14 protein-coding genes are annotated in these 18,384 nt (G+C 40.8%); 1 reads left to right on the plus strand and 13 read right to left on the minus strand.

Annotation, left to right across the window (positions count from 1 at the left end):
• Positions 1-15: 15 nt before the first annotated feature.
• The 13 genes from PO903_RS18995 to leuC form a co-directional block, all read right to left on the minus strand.
• Entirely contained in the window at positions 16-834 is an 819-nt protein-coding gene (locus tag PO903_RS18995; RefSeq protein WP_273594304.1) for a GDSL-type esterase/lipase family protein, read from the minus strand.
• Between the two features lie 225 nt (positions 835-1,059).
• On the minus strand, positions 1,060-1,332 hold the full coding sequence (locus tag PO903_RS19000; protein WP_273594305.1) for a DUF1450 domain-containing protein: 273 nt from the start codon (positions 1,330-1,332) through the stop codon (positions 1,060-1,062).
• 207 nt (positions 1,333-1,539) lie between these two features.
• Positions 1,540-2,067 (minus strand): CAP domain-containing protein, encoded by a 528-nt coding sequence (locus PO903_RS19005; RefSeq protein WP_241669237.1) that lies wholly within the window; start codon positions 2,065-2,067, stop codon positions 1,540-1,542.
• A gap of 144 nt (positions 2,068-2,211) precedes the next feature.
• Positions 2,212-2,667, minus strand: a complete 456-nt coding sequence (locus PO903_RS19010; RefSeq protein WP_161594173.1) for a GNAT family N-acetyltransferase — start codon at positions 2,665-2,667, stop codon at positions 2,212-2,214.
• Positions 2,657-3,844 (minus strand): formate-dependent phosphoribosylglycinamide formyltransferase, encoded by a 1,188-nt coding sequence (gene purT / locus PO903_RS19015; RefSeq protein WP_069327978.1) that lies wholly within the window; start codon positions 3,842-3,844, stop codon positions 2,657-2,659. Before purT ends, PO903_RS19010 begins: the two co-directional genes overlap by 11 nt.
• Before the next feature lie 262 nt (positions 3,845-4,106).
• A complete protein-coding gene (locus tag PO903_RS19020) occupies positions 4,107-5,972 on the minus strand; it encodes an ABC transporter ATP-binding protein (RefSeq protein WP_273594306.1) in 1,866 nt (621 codons plus the stop codon).
• Complete coding sequence (locus PO903_RS19025) at positions 5,965-7,782, minus strand: ABC transporter ATP-binding protein (protein WP_273594307.1); 1,818 nt, start codon at positions 7,780-7,782, stop codon at positions 5,965-5,967. The genes PO903_RS19020 and PO903_RS19025 overlap by 8 nt, the downstream gene beginning before the upstream one ends.
• 384 nt (positions 7,783-8,166) lie before the next feature.
• Positions 8,167-11,889 carry a dynamin family protein gene (locus tag PO903_RS19030; protein WP_273594308.1) on the minus strand — a complete coding sequence of 1,241 codons (3,723 nt, stop codon included), beginning with the start codon at positions 11,887-11,889 and terminating at the stop codon, positions 8,167-8,169.
• A 209-nt stretch (positions 11,890-12,098) separates the two neighbouring features.
• Entirely contained in the window at positions 12,099-12,377 is a 279-nt protein-coding gene (locus tag PO903_RS19035; protein ID WP_069327976.1) for an NAD/NADP transhydrogenase alpha subunit, read from the minus strand.
• A 16-nt stretch (positions 12,378-12,393) separates the two neighbouring features.
• A complete protein-coding gene (nth, locus tag PO903_RS19040) occupies positions 12,394-13,107 on the minus strand; it encodes an endonuclease III (protein ID WP_069327975.1) in 714 nt (237 codons plus the stop codon).
• A 320-nt stretch (positions 13,108-13,427) separates the two neighbouring features.
• Complete coding sequence (locus tag PO903_RS19045; protein WP_069327974.1) at positions 13,428-14,855, minus strand: N-acetylmuramoyl-L-alanine amidase family protein; 1,428 nt, start codon at positions 14,853-14,855, stop codon at positions 13,428-13,430.
• A 269-nt stretch (positions 14,856-15,124) separates the two neighbouring features.
• Positions 15,125-15,727, minus strand: a complete 603-nt coding sequence (leuD, locus tag PO903_RS19050; RefSeq protein WP_069327973.1) for a 3-isopropylmalate dehydratase small subunit — start codon at positions 15,725-15,727, stop codon at positions 15,125-15,127.
• 17 nt (positions 15,728-15,744) lie between these two features.
• On the minus strand, positions 15,745-17,166 hold the full coding sequence (leuC, locus tag PO903_RS19055) for a 3-isopropylmalate dehydratase large subunit (protein ID WP_273594309.1): 1,422 nt from the start codon (positions 17,164-17,166) through the stop codon (positions 15,745-15,747).
• Positions 17,167-17,410: 244 nt separating this feature from the next.
• Between leuC and PO903_RS19060 the strand changes: the two genes are divergently transcribed.
• Positions 17,411-18,334: a LysR family transcriptional regulator gene (locus tag PO903_RS19060; RefSeq protein WP_069327971.1), complete on the plus strand. Its 924-nt coding sequence runs from the start codon at positions 17,411-17,413 to the stop codon at positions 18,332-18,334.
• The last annotated feature ends 50 nt before the right edge of the window (positions 18,335-18,384 follow it).

Genomic DNA, 18,384 nt, shown 5'->3' on the forward strand with positions numbered 1-18,384 from the left:
ACAGGGTATACCTCATTATTCGATACTCTGGACGACACGTTCTGCAATTTGTTCATAACCTGTACCATTAGGATGGAAATGATCAGAAGATAAATATTTATTTAGATTTTGCTGAAATAAATCAAACGTAGGAATAAGCGACATATTGGATTGACTATTAATAATATTCAGTGCGGTAGTATTCCATGCGGTTACAGCTTCATTACCAGGTACACGTATTTCAGGCAAATCAGAGAATGGGTTATACAGTCCGAGGTATAAAATATGAGCGTCTGGATTAATTTGAGCGATTCGCTCTAAGATTTGTTGTAATGTTTTGCTGGCTTTCGGTAAATTGGCAAGCAATTGTTGTTTGCTTGGCGCTTGTTGTGTATTACCAAGGGCTTCTCCAGCATTAAATAAATCATTAGCACCGATCGATACAAAAATCATATTCGATTGTTTCAGTACATGTTGGACACCGGGTTCTTCTAATGAAGAAAGTACTGATGCTGTTTTCTGACCGTTAATGCCTAAATTGGCGATTAATTTAGCTTCTTTGCCGTTTTTTTGCAATAAGTCTATGGTTCGACGAGCAAATCCACTACCGTCGTCATCTCCTGTACCTTTAGCAAGTGAATCTCCTAAAACAGCGATTTGAAAAGATCCGTCTGTTGCAACAGTCGTTGCTGGTTTTGCTCCACTTGTTGTTGAGTCGGATGTATACGTGCTCCCTACAGGGTTTAATACATCAGAAATGGCATAAATAAAGCCGCCAATCAATACAATCGTGGCTACAATGGATGTGATGCCTGTGATTCGCCAGATACGCACTGACGATTTGGATGATTTCATTATTTGGCCTCCTGTGTTAGAAATATGAACAACATCTGCCACTTGGTATGATGACTCGCGGTTCATTTTAATATAGGTTATCTATCTATTATATACAGTACGTGTACAACTTCCAAACAGTTAGAAACTATCACTTCTATTTTTAAATCGATAGACAGCAAAAAGAAGATGGTTATATTATCAATCCACCATCTTCTATACATAGAATGATCTATTTAAAAGTAATTATTGTTTTACTTTCTTCTTTTCTTTTTTACCTTTTTTATCATTAGATGCATGAATCATTTCGACCAATTTGGCATATAATAGTTCTGGGGTTTCTTCGCATATCAGTGTCTTTTTTCCCACTAAAGCGATCGGTTGTTTGCGACAAGCTTTACACTCGCTTAAGCAACTTTTTTGCTTTTGCTTCACAGCAGGGAACTCTTTTTTAAGTGTTTTATAGACTTGTTTGGTACCGAGCTTTTCATTTTTCGTGCAATATTTGATCGTTTTCATCGCTTGTTGGCTCCTCTATCTGTTGCATTATTGCTATGGATATCATCTTATTTACCCTAATGAAGACCAATATGTAACGATTATACTGCTTATGAGCTTATAAAAATACCTGCTCCTTCTAAAAACAAAGGAAACAGGCACTTTTTATTCTATAAATCTGATTTTCGACTGCATCTGTCACATTTCATTATTGCATTTTGTAGCGTATTATTTTCCGATAAAATCTTGTACCCATACTCCATTTTGATACCCTACACCGATTGATGTAAAGCTAGAACTTAAAATATTGGCTTTGTGACCGGAGCTATTCATCCATGATTGCATCACTTGAGCAGGAGATGTTTGCCCTTTGGCGATATTTTCTCCAGCTGCACGATAACTAATTCCATACGTTTTCATCATTTCAAAAGGAGTTCCATAAGTTGGTGACGTATGATCAAAATAATTATTTTTCACCATATCGATAGCTTTATCTTGTGCCATCGTTTGAAGCTTGGTGTCTACCGTTAATGCTTTTAGCCCTGCTTTGCTACGTTCTTGATTGACCAATTGCACCACTTCCGCTACAAAGGTAGAGGTGTCTGCGGATGCACTTTGACTGGCATATACAGGTTTGGTTGTTTTCACATGATGTGTAGTAGCCGCTTGAGCAGGAGCTGCTATCGTTACTGCTACAAGTACTGCTGCGGCAGCAGTTGAGGTGATTCGTTTTAGTAATGTACGATTGTTTTTCAATGGTGTTCCTCCTTTAAATTCAGAATCACCGTATATTTTACCATCTATTGGTATTTAATTGCTATTTTCGCTCTATGATCAAAGCAAAAAGGCACCAGGATTAACCTGATGCCTTTTCGAAAGGTGTGGCTGTGTATAGCGGAATTACATTTTTTTAATGTACCGGCATCCAATCTTCTCATAGCCCATATGTTGATAAAAAGAGCATGAGGATAGACGTTCGTCACGGTTCATTCCTGTTACATAGACAGAGTGATCTCCAGCTTCGTTTGCTTGCTTTTCAGCTTGAGCAATCAATTCACGTCCGATACCTTGACCACGATAATTCGCAGAAATGATTAGACCTGTGATTTGCGAAGTCTGTTGACCTGTCTCATATGAAGTCTCACGGTACATAGCGATCATACCGACGACCTGTCCTTCACGTTCTGCAACAAGAGTCAAAAATTGCGGTTTGCCTTCCAACGCTTCCATACGGTCGCGCAGTACACTTTCCGTCATCGGATAACGAAGTTCACGCATTAGAGCAGTTAGAGCTTGAACATCTTTACTTTCGAATTTACGGACTTCTGCAACAGGCATTAATACACTAGTCGACATGTACATACTCCTCTTTTAGCAGAGCTGCCGCTTGCACGGCTCGCTTCCGCGCAATTTCCACACTTTCATCCGCACTGAGAGCTACCGCCATTCGGCGACCCGGCTTAGTCTCCGGCTTACCGAATACACGTACTTGCGTACGGGGTAACTTCAATGCCTCATCTATTCCGCCAACGACAAAATCTTTGGAAGCTTGTGTTGCTTTCAGTGTCGCTGATGCGCCAGGAGTTAACAAATGAATACTCGGAATCTCAAAACCAAGAATAGCTCGAACATGCAGAGCAAACTCTGATAAATCTTGAGTAATCATTGTCACCATACCTGTATCATGCGGTCTTGGCGACACTTCGCTAAATACAACACCATCTGGGGTTAAAAAGAGTTCGACACCGAACAACCCATATCCACCCAGACGTTCTGTAATGGTTGCAGCAATACGTTGTGCTTCTTCTAGCTGTCCAGCAGTCATTGGGTGCGGTTGCCATGACTCAACATAATCTCCATCCCGCTGAATATGTCCGATCGGCGGACAAAACAACGTTCCAGAGGCACAACGCACCGTAAGCAGTGTAATTTCACTTTCAAAATGTACAAACGCTTCGACAATAACACGAACTGATTTGCCTCTTGCGCCTTCAAGTGCCGCATCCCAACATGCCGAAGCATCTTCAGGTGTGCGACATACGCTCTGTCCTTTGCCAGACGAGCTCATAAGAGGCTTTACTACGCAGGGTGTTCCAAGTACAGCAACAGCTTCTTTCAATTGCTCCAAGTTGTCAGCGAACCGGTACGCAGCAGTAGGCAATCCAAGTGTCTCAGATGCCAGACGGCGTATCCCCTCACGGTCCATTGTCAATTGGGCTGCAACTGCGGTAGGCACTACATTGTAGCCTTCTTGCTCTAGTTCTACCAGTACGTCTGTTGCTATCGCTTCAATCTCAGGTACAATAAAATCCGGTTGTTCACTGATAATGACTGCTCGTAGCTTAGCACCATCAAGCATATCAATAACATGAGAACGATGAGCAACCTGCATAGCAGGTGCATCCGGATAGCGGTCTACAGCAATACATTCAATGCCGAGTCGCTGAGCTTCGATCACTACTTCCTTGCCAAGTTCTCCACTCCCAAGCATCAACATCCGTTTCGCTTGACGAGAATTTGGGGCCCCCCACATGATAGACAGCACTCCCTTATATACATGTTTTGCACTGCAACCTACAAGGTACTGCTTACGTCATTTTGCTTATCGAATCATTACCTATTCGACAATGAATAGCACATTGTAAAATTTCCGACGAATTTCCTTTTAAACTTTACAATGTGATGACACTTTCTATTCTCTTATCTAATGAGCAAGATTGCAAGTCACTTTGTCTAAATTTTTTGACAATTCTCGTATAATTCTTACTTTCAAGGCTTAATTAAGTCGAATAATGTCACAAAAAGCGGAATTGCGCTTCAATCAAACCATTGTAAATGCCTTGTTTTTGAATCAACTCTGCGTGTGTTCCTTCTTCTTTGATCTGTCCATGATCCAATACGACAATATGATCAGCATGTCGAATCGTAGAAAGTCGATGCGCCACGATAAAAGAAGTTCGTCCTTGAAGCAACACTTTTAGCGCTTCTTGTATACGTAGTTCTGTCTCCGTATCGATACTGGCTGTCGCTTCATCCAAAATCAAAATCCGTGGATCTGCAAGTAGTGCGCGGGCAAAAGATAATAATTGACGTTGCCCCATCGACAACACATTTCCCCGTTCTTCGACTTCTGTATCATAGCCTTTAGGCAACTTCTCAATATACACATGAGCATGAACAGATTTGGCGGCATTTTCTACTTCTTCATCAGTAGCGTCCAGTCGTCCGAAGCGAATATTATCTCGTATTGTTCCGGAAAAGATAAACGTATCTTGAAGCACAATACTGATCTGTCCACGCAGACTTTCCAAAGTCACATCACGGATATCATATCCATCAATTTTAATCGTACCGCTCTTAATATCATAGAATCGACTAATCAGATTAATAATCGTCGATTTACCAGAACCGGTATGTCCGACCAATGCAATAGATTGCCCTGCGGTGACATGTAGATCAATCTCGCGCAGTGCAGGTCGATTAGCTACATATTCAAAAGTCACTTTGTCAAACACAATATCTCCGTTGATACGTGGTATTGGTTGTGCACCTGGCTTGTCGGCTACAGAAGGCTTTTCATCCATAAATTCAAAAATACGTTCAGACGATGCCATCGCTACAAGCAGTTGGTTATACATATTTCCCAGACGGTTAATCGGGTCCCAGAAATTCCCTACATAACTTGCAAAAGCGACCAGTGTACCAATCATAATCTCACCGCTAGCGATCAATGTGGCTCCATACCAGAATAGAATCATAGAACCCAATCCACCCGTAATCTCGATCAACGGTCCGAACGATTGATTGAGTGCAGAAGCTTTATCCCACGATTTTTTGCTAGAAGCATTCATATTATCAAAGTACTTCATGTTCTCTTTTTCTTGTGTATACGCTTGCGTTACACGGATACCTTGAATTGATTCGTTCAAGTGAGAATTGATACGTGAATTTTTCATCCGTACTTCTTGCCATGATAGACGGATAATTTTGCGTAACTTGGTGGAGACGAAGAACATTAACGGTACGGTCAGCATCACAGCAAGCCCTAATTTCCAATTAATTAGCATCAGAATCACCACGATACCTAATAGCTGAACACAATCGATCATGACGTTCACTGCACCATTTGTAAATAAATCTTGCAAAGAGTTCACATCATTCGTTACCCGTACCAATACAGAACCTGCGGGACGTTTATCAAAAAAGGAAAAAGATAAGCGCTGAATATGACTAAATAAATCCGAACGAAGATCATAGATCACACGTTGTCCAATAATATTCGTATATTTGATCCGATACGCATTCGCTGCCCACTGGATAAGATATAATCCCAGTGCCAATGCAGTAAGTCCGTATAGTAATTTGAGGCTAGGAGCACCCGATACAGGTTGAATCGCTTTATCAATCGCTGCTCCAGTAATATAAGGAACCGCCAATTTGGTAATCGTGCCAAGTACCATCATCAAAATAATAAAGGGTAGCAATTGCTTAGCATACGGCTTGATATAACCGAACAATCGTGCAAATTGAGACCAGTTAAATGCTTTATCAATCAACTCATCATCTTGATAAACAAATCGGTCTTCGACACGTGTAATAGCAGATGAACTGGATGTCTTTTGCTTTTCTTCTAGTGGTTCTTTGGCGGATAGATTACTCATAGCTTCTCACCTGCTCACTGTTGATCTCACTTGCTGTTTCGTGGGAAATAGAGGGCTCATCAATATTTTGAAGTCGCTGAATATGGTCTGCATATTGCACATGATAAATATCCTGATAAGCGCCCGGTACATGTATCAATTGCTCATGCTTCCCACGCTGTACTACCCGTCCTTCTTGCAGCACTAGAATCTCATCGGCATGGCGCAAAGAAGAAATACGGTGAGCGATAATAAATGTAGTTCTACCTTTCATCACTTCCTGAAAACCCGACTGAATCTCATGCTCGGTCTCCATATCAACAGCGCTGGTAGCATCATCGAGAATCAGGATTTTTGGGTTTTTGAGTAGTGCACGAGCAATCGCAATCCGTTGCTTTTGCCCACCGGATAATCCCATACCTCGTTCACCGACAAGTGTATCGTACCCTTGTGGTAGTTCCATAATAAAATCATGAGCTTTGGCAAGCTTGGAAGCCCGAATAATATCATCCATCGTGACCTCACTCATGCCGTAAGCGATGTTATTTTTGAGTGTAGAAGAGAATAAAAACGTTTCTTGAAAAACCGAAGCGATCTGAGAACGCAAGTCTTCAATTCGGATATCTCGAATATCCACTCCATCTAACTTGATACTGCCTTCGGTCACATTATACGCACGCATCAATAACTGAATGACTGTCGATTTACCAGATCCTGTACCCCCTAGTAAGCCGATAACCGACCCTGGAGGGGCATCCAAATTAATATCAACTACAGCAGGTAATTGATTCCCATAAGCAAATGTCATATGTTCAAATGTCACATGACCTTTCACTTCATGAATATTCATGTGACTTGTTGTATCTTTATCTTTAACATCTACATGCTGATATAGAATTTCCAATATACGCTCGGTAGAGGCTTTGGACTGCGTATAGTTATTGATATGAAATCCAAGTCCCCACATCGGTCCAATAATGTACCAAATCAAGGTGAAAAAGGCGACCAATTCACCAAGGGTAAGCGAACCTTGGATCACTAATGTTCCACCAAAACCAAGCAATATCACGACACAGACCGAAGCCAGTAATTCCATAACTGGAAAGTAGCGACTCCAGAGTGTAGCGGCATGAATCTGATTGGTACGATAACGCTCATTACGTATAGCGAATTTATCAACTTCATGAGGTTCACGAGCAAAAGATTTGACGGTTCGTACACCTGTAATATTTTCTTGTACAGCTGTTGTTAAAGACCCTAAAGCAAGCCTCATTTCTTGAAAAGCAGGGTGAATACGGGATTCGAATTTGAGAGCGACAAAGACTAAAAAAGGAATAGAGATTAATGTAACCAATGTGAGTTGCCAGTTCATCGAAAACATGACGATCGAACCAAAGACTACCATCATAAATACATTCAATAACTGAGCAAAACCAAAACCGATAAAGTTACGAATCGCTTCGAGATCACCGGTTAAGCGTGACATTAAATCTCCTGTTTTAGCTGTGTCATAATAACGGAAGGATAGAAATTGTAACTTTTCATAGCACGCGTTGCGAAGTCGGTATGCAATATAATTACCTAGACGTCCTCCAAAAAATCCATGAAGAAATTGCATGATACCTTTCAGAATAGCGACACCAAAAATAGCTAGTGCCAACATTGGAACCTGATCAAATCGCCTCAGCTTAATAACATCATCAATCAAAATTCTAAGTAAATTTGGATATACTAGCCCGAGTGCGGTAGCGGTTGCAAGACATAAAATAGAGAGGTATAAATAGCTTCTTTTACTCCGATAATAGTCATGCAATTGTTTGAGAACGTCCATGTGTCTCCCCCTTTGATTCTCTTGTCGATGATTAGCATAATGAAGCTTACCACCGTCCTCAAAAGCCCGCAAAGTGGATACACGTTCGTTTATCGGCAATCGCTTTAAATTTATGCCATAATTTAGACATAAACCGTCAATTTTAATGAAATAATGCAAAATACTACATTTCACGAGCATTTCTTAACATTCATTTTATTTTGTAAACTTGTTTATGCAATAATTTGGTAAAAGCGCTATCATTTTTGAATATAAGTATTGTATCTATTTTCACATATATAATAATATGGAATTTATATATAGATAAAAAAAGAACGCCTATCTTCTGATAGCACGCTCTTTTTGGTGATTAATTATTATTCGTATGACTTTTAAGTCTATATTTTATAAATCATAAGCTTGTTTGATTCTAGCTTCATCTTCTGCTGAAACAGAATGAATTAATGTTTCTAGATCATGAGCTAATGCTGACCAGCGATCTGCACTCACATCTGTTTGCAATGAAGCTTCAGTTCCTTCGACCCACTCTGCAATTTGACGTTGCATATCATCAGCCGCTTCTTGTAGTCTTTGGTTCAGACCAACAATATAATATTGTGACAATCGCTCACGTTGTTCATCCAACATGCTAGCGATCAATTGGTCTAATCGACCCGATACTTCTTCACGGAATTTCTCACGTCCACCTTGTTCAAAGAAATAACGAGGATTGCGGAATAACGACCAGAGTGACTTCCAATCCAGTACATCTGCTATTTTCATCTGTACCAGTTCTGGAGTTTGCCATTTGGTTAATTCAGGCTTAGATAATGTCAAACCTGCTGCCGCCGCTTCTGCTTCACGTCCATACACTTCCTGACGCTCACCGACTACTCGCTCAGAAGCTTTCTCCATGCGTAACGTTGTAGCCAGTACTTCCTGCTCTAATTCTGTAGATAATCGGCGTAATAATTCCCGTCCACAAGCAGCAAAATCTGCTTTGAGATCAGGAGATTCACTATTAAGCAAAGAAGGATTAAAAATTTCAGGCATCCAATCTAGCGCCTTCAAGCGTACACGTTGACGAACATGGAATAACAATTCACCACTCTCTTCTTGAATCCGTCGATCCGGTTCGGTCTGAAACATTCGCATAGCTGCCGCATGAGCAGCTGATCGTTCTTGCACCAGCTGTTGCATGCGTTCTACTCGATAAGCCTCTCCACGCTTCGCCGCATCTTCCCATGTGAGTACTGTTTTGCGTACACGTTCTACTTCTTCATAAGCCGCTTGAATCGCAAGCCCTGCTAATGTCTCATCTGCAAAGTTCATAAAATGTTGCTGGAACTGTCTGAATCCATCATCATTACCTTGAATAGCTCGACGACTGGATAACGCATAGATATTAGGCTTGCGAATGCCTGTCGTGTTAAGCTCATGTACTATACGTTCAACCACTTGATTCTTTTCTTCTTCCGAGGAAGCTAGATCCGATGCATTGACTACAAAAAACATATTATCTAATGCTAGACTTCCTTTAACCCGACCTAATTGCTCTAGTAACTGGCGATCTCCATGTGTAAATGCGTGATTATAATAAGTCACAAATACCAATGCATCTGCTGACTTCATATACTCAAAAGTTACTCCAGTATGACGGGCATTGACGGAATCGGCTCCCGGTGTATCAACCAGTACCATACCTTGAGCGGTCAATTCACAATGATAATACAGATCTATCCGTCGTACAAAGCAAGACTTGGTCTCTTCCGATACAAACCCTCTAAATTGATCCAGTCCGATCTTCAGATCTTGTCCAAGCAAAGGCTCTGCTTCTTGCCATCCTGCTGCTGCTGCAATCACAAAGTTATAATGAGCACGGGCAGATGGATGAATACGTCCAGGTGATAAGGAAGCAATCTGTTTTCCCCAGTCCTGTTCTAATGTCATCTCTGGTAATCCTAATAAGCGAAAAGCTCCAGTAATATCTTCTTGCATTTCTGTTCTACTTTTCATAAAGACTTGAGCAGTTCCGTGACCATATTCCCCTTCAGGTGCCATGATCTGTGTAATAGCAGCTGTCATCGGATGAGGAGAAACAGGAAGTACGGCTTCCCCTAGTAAAGCATTTGCAAACGACGACTTCCCTGCGCTAAATGCACCGAATAAAGCCAACGTAAATTTACCATTTTCCATTACATGAGCACGACGACGCAATTCAGTAGCAGGTAAGCTTAATCCTTTGATATGTTCTATCATATCTGAAGCTTGACGCAACTGCACAGCTGTTTGGACAAGGCGCTCTTTTCGATGAGAAGATATTACTTTTTCTTTTATAGGTGGCGTGATAATACTTGAATCAGTATCTGTGTGTGTTGAAGATCCTGAGCTTCCTCCTGATGATTCAGATGATTGTAAAGTATCAGTAGACGATGAAGTTAGCTGATCATCTATAGCAACTGTAGAATCCACTTCACCTGTTTCTTCTAGGATAGCAGGCAACCACTGCGCTTGAAGCTGTGCACGGGCAGGCAGTAATTGACGTACCGCTTGATCATTTTGTTCTTTTTGCTGTTCTAATTGCTGTTGACGCATCAATGATTGATACCGTCCAGCTAATTGATCACGCTCTTGCTGTAATCCTTGTTGCTCTGCTTCTACCTTGGGCTCTAACTGTTCCAGTAGACGCTCCATCGCATCAAGTGCAGCTCTCCGATAGATAGCGACTGTTTTTTCACGTAACGCACGCGTGTAGTTCAATACATACTCACCTGAAATCGCAATATCTGAAGTTGCACCGGCTTCGATATCACGTTCTGTGATTTGTGGCAAAGACGATGTTAACAATGTCTCCTGTTCTTCAGTCCATAATTGTTGTTCTTGACTCCAGCCACGTAACAATCCACGTACATGAACATCTAGATTAGCAGCCACTTGTTCCCGGTATGATGTCAAAAAATTAGACTTGCGCTGCTCACGTTCTTGAGCCGTTTTGTCTTTGGAAGCAAAAAATCCTACTTTGAATCCAGGACGTTGACTTTCCAGATACAACTGAGCTAGATCACGTACAGGTGCAGGTGTGATATTGGCTTGATCTACCAATCGTCCAATTTCCCAACTCCATGTTTTGCGATAATTTTCTATTGTAGTCTGCGCAGTAATAATCTGTTGTTCAAATTGTTGAAGTTGCGCATTCAATTGTTCTATCGTCATTTCATCGTTCAGATCATGGTCTACAGTCGAAGATGATTCTTCTTCGCTGTTCATTTGCTCTTGCAACCATTTGGTATGTTCTTCAGCTAATTCCCAGATCGCTTGAGACAAGCTATACATCCGTAAGGGTTCACGCTCAAGTAACAACTCACCAATAACGGTACGTAGACGCTCTAGCTTACCATGACGATGCTGAGGCTCCTGTCTGGATACATAAAGGATACCTGCTGGTTCAATACCTCGTCCGGCAAAAGACTGAGCGACTCCACGTTGATAGTCAGCAAAAGCTAATTCTGAATCATCATGTTTATCAATCTGATTAACGATTAAGTATAAAGGCTTCCCTCGCTCAGATAACGTTTTGGCAAATGAAAGATTGGTTTCCGATTGAACATGGTTATAATCCATCACATAAAAAACAACATCTGCACGATGCAATGCAGAGTACGTAGCCGCTTCATGAGCCGCGTCTGTAGAATCGACACCCGGTGTATCCAACAATACTCCATGAGCGCCTAGAAGCTTAATATCGTCCCATAGATCGACTGATTCGTACTCGCCACCATTTTTACAATATTCATCTAATGCATCCAGACCGATTTCAAAAGAAGGTTCCTGACTATTAAGATGAACGATTGCGCGTGGTTCACCATCACGAATAGCTGCAATATTAGCTGTAGTAGGAATCGGGCTTGTCGGTAAGACCTGCTTGCCACAGAGCCAGTTCATCAGACTGGATTTGCCTGCGGAAAAGTGTCCACAAAAAGCGAGCACCAATTCTTCAGAACGATGCTTCTGGATTAAATCTTGCGCCTTATTAGCAGCAGACGTATTGCCTTGTTGTTGAAGTGTCGCTTTCAATTGTTCAAGTATATGATCTAAAGAATCTTTGGTTTGCGGTGTAATCGCTTGCATCAGTATGCCCTCCATCATGCATGATCTCTGTCCAAATCACTTTTCTGATATTGTACCACTGTGACCCACTGGATGTAACTATTGGATTATTCACTTGATCTATACCTACAAAAAAGGCTTTTTATGAATAGCTTCTATATACCTGACTCACAGATATATACATGCATTCATAAAAAGCCTTATGTTCTACTATAATGTTATCCGTACAATTAGATAACGCTAGCTTCTGTTTCAGCAACAGGTACTAGAATTTCAAATAATTTACCATGTTGTAAAATAGTAATACCTTTACCTTTGTCTTTCATAACAACAACATCACGCTTTTGTGCCATACGCTCGATATAATAATCAGGTACATCACCAGAATAGTTAACTGTAATACCGTCAACTTCTTTTTCTTCGTTTTCAGCCAATTCCTCTGCTACCACTTGCTCAAAGATATCAGAAAATTGTTCAAAATTATCAGTATACACAGAAATGCATTTCATAACGTTCGACCTCTTTTTATGTTGTAGTGTTGTTTTTCTTTACTGATTTTGAGATTTTGGGTTTGACCTTTTTCTCTTTGATCACTAAAGACGTTTTCATTCTTTTTTTGCCTTCACGACAAATGTCCAGTAGTGGACATACCTGACAAGCAGGATTTTGAGCTTTGCAATGATACCGTCCGAAAAAGATAAAACGATGATGACTAATCGTCCATTCCTCTCGAGGTACACGCTTGTTCAGCTTGTTTTCCACTTCAGTCACATTGTCTTTCCAGTTTGCGAGTCCTAGCCTTTTGGATACACGTTCAACATGAGTATCTACTGCAAAAGCCGGCACATCAAATGCATTGGATACGACCACATTCGCTGTCTTACGTCCAACTCCTGGGAGCTGTACAAGCAGGTCATGTTCACCAGGCACTTCTCCACCATATTGTTCAATCAGAATCTGGCATAGATTCTGGATATGCTTCGCTTTGTTGCGATACAATCCAATACGCCGTATATCTTGTTCCAATTCTTCAAGAGGTACAGAGATATAATCCTGTGGTGTGTGATATTTCTGAAATAAATCTGCCGTCACCTTGTTGACTGTTGCATCTGTGCATTGTGCCGATAGCAGTACAGCAATCGTCAGTTCAAACGCATTGTTATGATTAAGTTCGCAGTGCGCATCTGGGAACATGCCAGCGATGGTATCTAAAATATGTCTCACTGTAGTGGCATTCATTAGTATTCCTCCTGCAAAAAACCGCCTGTCCACGGCATTTTCCGCGACTCAGACGGTATCGTCTCACTGTACCTGCATGATAGGGATTGCTGCGTCTAGCATTAGATCTCGTACCCAATCTTCAATGACAATACAATTCGTATCTTAACATGTTCTGTGACGAATTGCACGCATCGTTTACATGAATTTTCAGTAATTTTTTACTTACGTCAACAAATCGTTAAAAGTTATCAAGGATTTGCTTTTTTCCCTAAACAAAAGATCAGTCATCTATTTAAAATATAGATAAGACTGATCTTTTGGTACACATGTATTTTCTTTTAGGATACCCCTAAATATTCTTTGATTCCTTTAACGACCCCTTCAGCAACAGCTTGTTGTCTGGATGCATCGTTCATTTTGGATTCTTCTGATTTGTTACTAATAAATCCAACTTCTAGTAGTACCGCAGGCATTGTCGTTTCACGAATAACATGGAAATTACCATATTGAACGCCACGATTTTTAAAACCTGTAGCTGCAACCAGATACTTGTGAATTGTCTGTGCTAGCTTTTTACTATTACTGCGTTGGTAATACGTTTCTGTACCGGAAGCCGCAGAAGAACTACTGCTGTTCGCGTGAATAGAGACAAATAGATCAGCATTTAGCTTCTCTGCTACTTTCACACGTTGTTTCAGTTCAAGGAACGTATCGTCAGAACGTGTAAGTACTACATCAATATTTGGATCTTGTTTAAGAATAGCTTCTACTTTAAGGGCTACAGCAAGATTCAAAGCTTTCTCTGTACTTACAGAACCAACAGCTCCTGGATCTTGATATCCATGTCCTGCATCAATTACGACTACTTTTTTACCGGAGTTCCCTACAGCAGATCCAGGTTGTGTTGTTCCTTCTGTGCTTGTTGGAGGTGTAGGTTTGGTTCCGTTATCCGGTGTTAGATCGACAATTAACAATCCGTCACCTTCGTTAAAGACTTCGTAATTCTGCTTATTGTTCAAATCAATTACAATTCGAATAGAAGATGGATCTGTACTGTACTGTGAGTAACGGATTTGAGAAACTTTATCATTGTTCTCTACAGCCAGTGTTTGAATTTGTCCTGCACTTGCAGATTGACCTTGAGCAAAGCCGCCACCAAAGTCAGAATTAGGCAGATCAATAACGATTCGATTCGGTGAATCCATTTTGGATACTTTTGGTGTTACGTTTTTGTCCAGTGTAACCAATAAGCGGCTTTCACTAAAACTAATACCGTTCACCAGTGCAAGACCGTTCTCGGCGTTTGATCCTGATTCCGAAGTCGTTCCTCCGCCGGTGCTCGTGCCTGTTGTTGCCAACGTGACAATTTTGTCGCTGTTATTCCAGTTTACTTTGATCCCCATCTGTTCACTAACCAGACGAATGGGTACTAATGTAGTACCATTTTGAACAACCGGTGCTGTATTCAGCGTATACGTTTGGTTATCGACAGAAGCCGATTTTTTGCCAATATTCAATGTGATTGATTTACCTTCGCCATCAATCGCAACCTTACCATCATCTTGATTCCAGGTTACTTGATAACCCAGTTCCTGAGAAATCACACGAATCGGCACCATCACCGAACCATCCATATTCTGTACTTCTTCTGGAATACTAAGTTGCTGTCCATTTAATACAACACGTGTGTTCGTGGCAGCATCACCGATGTGGGGAAAGGACCACATAAACGCAAACAAAAATAACAAAAAAGCAAATTTCTTCATTCTTCACCCCTACCATTCCCGTTTTTTATTACCGAACTTCTTGTACGGCTCCTACCGGTTTTCACATACAACCCGACGATTGTTTAGACGCTCAACTTGGTCAAAAGTTGCGAGTCTTTTACAATCTTAACAGAATGAACGCGACCTTTCCTTAAATTTAAAAATGTTACGTCAATGTAACCTTAAAATTCAAGGCGATTTTAACAAAATAAAAATGCACAACCCGCTGTCATAAGTACTATCGACAGGGTTATGCATTTTTTTAAGAATTATACGAATAAATGCTGAGCTTTATTATTTTCGTAGGTTGTAATATCTGCTTCATGTTGTAAAGTTAGACCAATATCATCCAGCCCTTGAAGTAAAAATTGGCGACGATGCTCATCCAGATCAAAATCAATCGTTAGACCGTAATCATCGGACAATTGTTTGTTCTCCAAATCTACTTTTAGACGGTAACCTTCATGATCGGCTGTACGTTGGAAAATGTCTTGTACTTGCTCTTCAGACAATTTGACAGGTAAAATTCCGTTTTTGAAGCAGTTATTATAGAAAATATCTGCAAATGATGGTGCGATAACACAACGGAATCCATAATCCATAATCGCCCATGGTGCATGCTCACGAGAAGAACCACAACCAAAGTTCGCACGGGAAACCAGTACAGAAGCTCCTTCGTAACGAGGTTTATTCATTTCAAAATCTTGATTCACATTGCCCGCTTCATCCCAGCGCCATTCGTAAAATAGAAATTGTCCAAAACCTGTACGTTCGATTCTTTTCAAAAACTGCTTAGGAATAATAGCATCTGTATCGACATTTACACGGTCTACAGGAGCCACGATCCCGTTTAATTGTTTGAATTCTTCCATGGATAATTACCCCTCTCCTAGTTCAATACTTCTGATTTGAAATTCCAATCACGTACATCGGTAAAGTGTCCTGTGATCGCCGCTGCTGCTGCCATTGCTGGAGAAACTAGATGCGTACGTCCACCACGTCCTTGACGCCCTTCAAAGTTACGATTCGATGTTGAAGCACAGCGTTGTCCAGGTTGTAATACATCCGGGTTCATCGCTAGACACATACTGCATCCTGCTTCACGCCATTCAAAACCAGCTTCTTTAAATACCACATCCAAGCCTTCTTTTTCCGCTTGAATCTTCACGCGTCCAGAACCAGGAACGACGATAGCTGTCAAACGATCTGAAACAGTATATCCTTTCGCTACAGCTGCTGCTGCACGCAAATCTTCTATACGTCCATTCGTACAAGAACCGATAAATACATAATCAACCGGAATTTCAGCCATCGGTGTACCCGGAGCCAAATCCATATATTCAAGTGCTTTTTCAGCAGCTCTACGTTCATTTTCAGTGGTGAAATCAGCAGGGTTCGGTACGGAAGAAGTAATATCTGTACCCATACCCGGACTTGTTCCCCAGGTTACTTGTGGAATCAATACATCGACATCAAATTCAAGCACAGTATCATACTCTGCATCTGCATCTGTTGTTAACTGTTCCCAACGTGCTACAGCTTCTTCAAATGCTGCGCCTTGTGGAACATATTGGCGACCACGAAGATATTCGATCGTTGTTGCGTCTGGTGCGATTAGACCTGCTCTTGCACCACCTTCAATGGACATATTACATACAGTCATACGTTCTTCCATCGTTAACTCACGAATCGCTTCACCTGTATACTCCAATACATAACCTGTTGCAAAGTCAGTACCATATTTCGCGATAACGCCCAAGATCATATCTTTTGCTGTAACGCCCGGTTTGCGTGACCCATTAAAACGAATTTCCATCGTTTTGGACTTGGATTGCTGCAAACACTGTGTTGCCATAACATGTTCTACTTCACTGGTTCCGATACCAAAAGCAAGAGCACCAAAAGCTCCATGAGTTGATGTATGACTATCTCCGCACACGATTGTTTTGCCCGGATGAGTTAGACCCAATTCTGGACCCATAACATGGACAACCCCTTGATCAATCGTATCAAGATCAAATAGTTTGACTCCAAAATCTGCACAGTTCTGACTTAATGTATCAATTTGTTGCTTAGAAATTGGATCTTTAATATTAAAACGATCTGTTGTCGGTACGTTATGATCCATCGTTGCAAATGTTAATTCTGGACGACGTACTTTACGATTGCTTAAACGTAAACCTTCAAATGCTTGCGGAGACGTTACTTCATGTACTAAATGTAGATCAATATACAAAATACTCGGTTGATTTTCTTGTTGAAAAATAACGTGATTATCCCAAATTTTCTCGTACAATGTTTTTTTACTCATTATTTTCACCCCATCATAAGATTCGGACTAAGTCAGCGAACATTCTCTTGCAGCAGATTACGATGGCTGCAATGAAATCTTGGACCTGAGAATGAAGCACCGCTTTATATTGAATCTAATATAACATCCAGTGCTATATTGTTCCAAGATATAATAACTATAGAAGTTATAGGCTATACTTATAAGTGAACTTTTATTAAAATAGATGTATAAAAACAATAGATGTACAAAGGAGCAACTGAACATGGAACTTAGACAATTGCAATATGCGTTACAAATAGCCGCTGAACGTAACTTTTCACGTGCAGCCGAGAAATTACATATTGCTCAACCCTCACTTAGTCAGCAATTATCCAAATTAGAAAAAGAATTAGGGGTGCTTTTGTTCCAGCGGAATACCAGTACTGTAGAATTAACTCATGCAGGTGCTAATTTTGTAGAACAAGCGCAGAAGATTATTGATGCGGTGGAACAGTTACGTCAAGAAATGGCAGATATTTCGCAATTACAAAGTGGACGTGTTGTGGTTGGTAGTATGCAGATTACCGGTTCACATTTACTCCCTCATGTATTACCTGCTTTCCGTGCTGCTTATCCGCAGATTGAAGTTATCTTAATAGAAGATACTTCGCTGAATCTGGAAAAGTTAACTGCAAGTGGTAAAACTGATTTAAGTCTACTGGCTCTTCCACTGACAGAACCTTCACTAACTTATGAACCCGTTGGCGATGAATTGATCGACCTAGCTGTACCCCCTAATCATCCTTTAGCGCAGCGCTTTGCGAATGGTGATCATCGACCTGTGCAATTAAAAGAATTAGAACATGAACCATTTATCGTACTCAAAAAAGGACAAGGATTCCGCAAAATTGTATTCGATGTCTGTAAAGAAGCAGGATTTGAGCCACAAGTGGTATTTGAAAGTAATAATATTGAGACGATCCAATCTTTGGTTGCTACTGGAATGGGTGTTACTTTTGTGCCTCACTATATTGCACGGGCACGACGTGGTGAATTTTTACCAATTTATTTGCCTTTAGCCGAACCGATTCCAAGCCGTACTCTGGTCATTGCACGTCGCAAAGGACGCTACCTCTCCAAAGCCGCTGAAGCTTTTGTGCAGACTTTTAAAGAAACAATGATCAATGTAGTGAATCCTGAACAATAAAAATAAGGAGAAGACATCAACGGTCTCTCCCTATTTCTGCATTTGGATTT

Origin of the sequence: Paenibacillus sp. PK4536 (assembly GCF_028594455.2) — a bacterium.
GTDB classification, from domain to species: Bacteria; Bacillota; Bacilli; order Paenibacillales; family Paenibacillaceae; genus Saccharibacillus; species Saccharibacillus nuruki.

Coding starts and splice junctions, on each gene's coding strand:
- PO903_RS19030 (WP_273594308.1), bottom strand. CDS start 11,889: ATGCAAGCGATTACACCGCAAACCAAAGATTCTTTAGATCATATACTT.
- PO903_RS19025 (WP_273594307.1), bottom strand. CDS start 7,782: ATGGACGTTCTCAAACAATTGCATGACTATTATCGGAGTAAAAGAAGC.
- PO903_RS19060 (WP_069327971.1), top strand. CDS start 17,411: ATGGAACTTAGACAATTGCAATATGCGTTACAAATAGCCGCTGAACGT.
- leuD (WP_069327973.1), bottom strand. CDS start 15,727: ATGGAAGAATTCAAACAATTAAACGGGATCGTGGCTCCTGTAGACCGT.
- leuC (WP_273594309.1), bottom strand. CDS start 17,166: ATGAGTAAAAAAACATTGTACGAGAAAATTTGGGATAATCACGTTATT.
- PO903_RS18995 (WP_273594304.1), bottom strand. CDS start 834: ATGAAATCATCCAAATCGTCAGTGCGTATCTGGCGAATCACAGGCATC.
- PO903_RS19020 (WP_273594306.1), bottom strand. CDS start 5,972: ATGAGTAATCTATCCGCCAAAGAACCACTAGAAGAAAAGCAAAAGACA.
- PO903_RS19035 (WP_069327976.1), bottom strand. CDS start 12,377: ATGAAATGCATTTCTGTGTATACTGATAATTTTGAACAATTTTCTGAT.
- PO903_RS19045 (WP_069327974.1), bottom strand. CDS start 14,855: ATGAAGAAATTTGCTTTTTTGTTATTTTTGTTTGCGTTTATGTGGTCC.
- PO903_RS19000 (WP_273594305.1), bottom strand. CDS start 1,332: ATGAAAACGATCAAATATTGCACGAAAAATGAAAAGCTCGGTACCAAA.
- PO903_RS19010 (WP_161594173.1), bottom strand. CDS start 2,667: ATGTCGACTAGTGTATTAATGCCTGTTGCAGAAGTCCGTAAATTCGAA.
- nth (WP_069327975.1), bottom strand. CDS start 13,107: ATGAATGCCACTACAGTGAGACATATTTTAGATACCATCGCTGGCATG.
- purT (WP_069327978.1), bottom strand. CDS start 3,844: ATGTGGGGGGCCCCAAATTCTCGTCAAGCGAAACGGATGTTGATGCTT.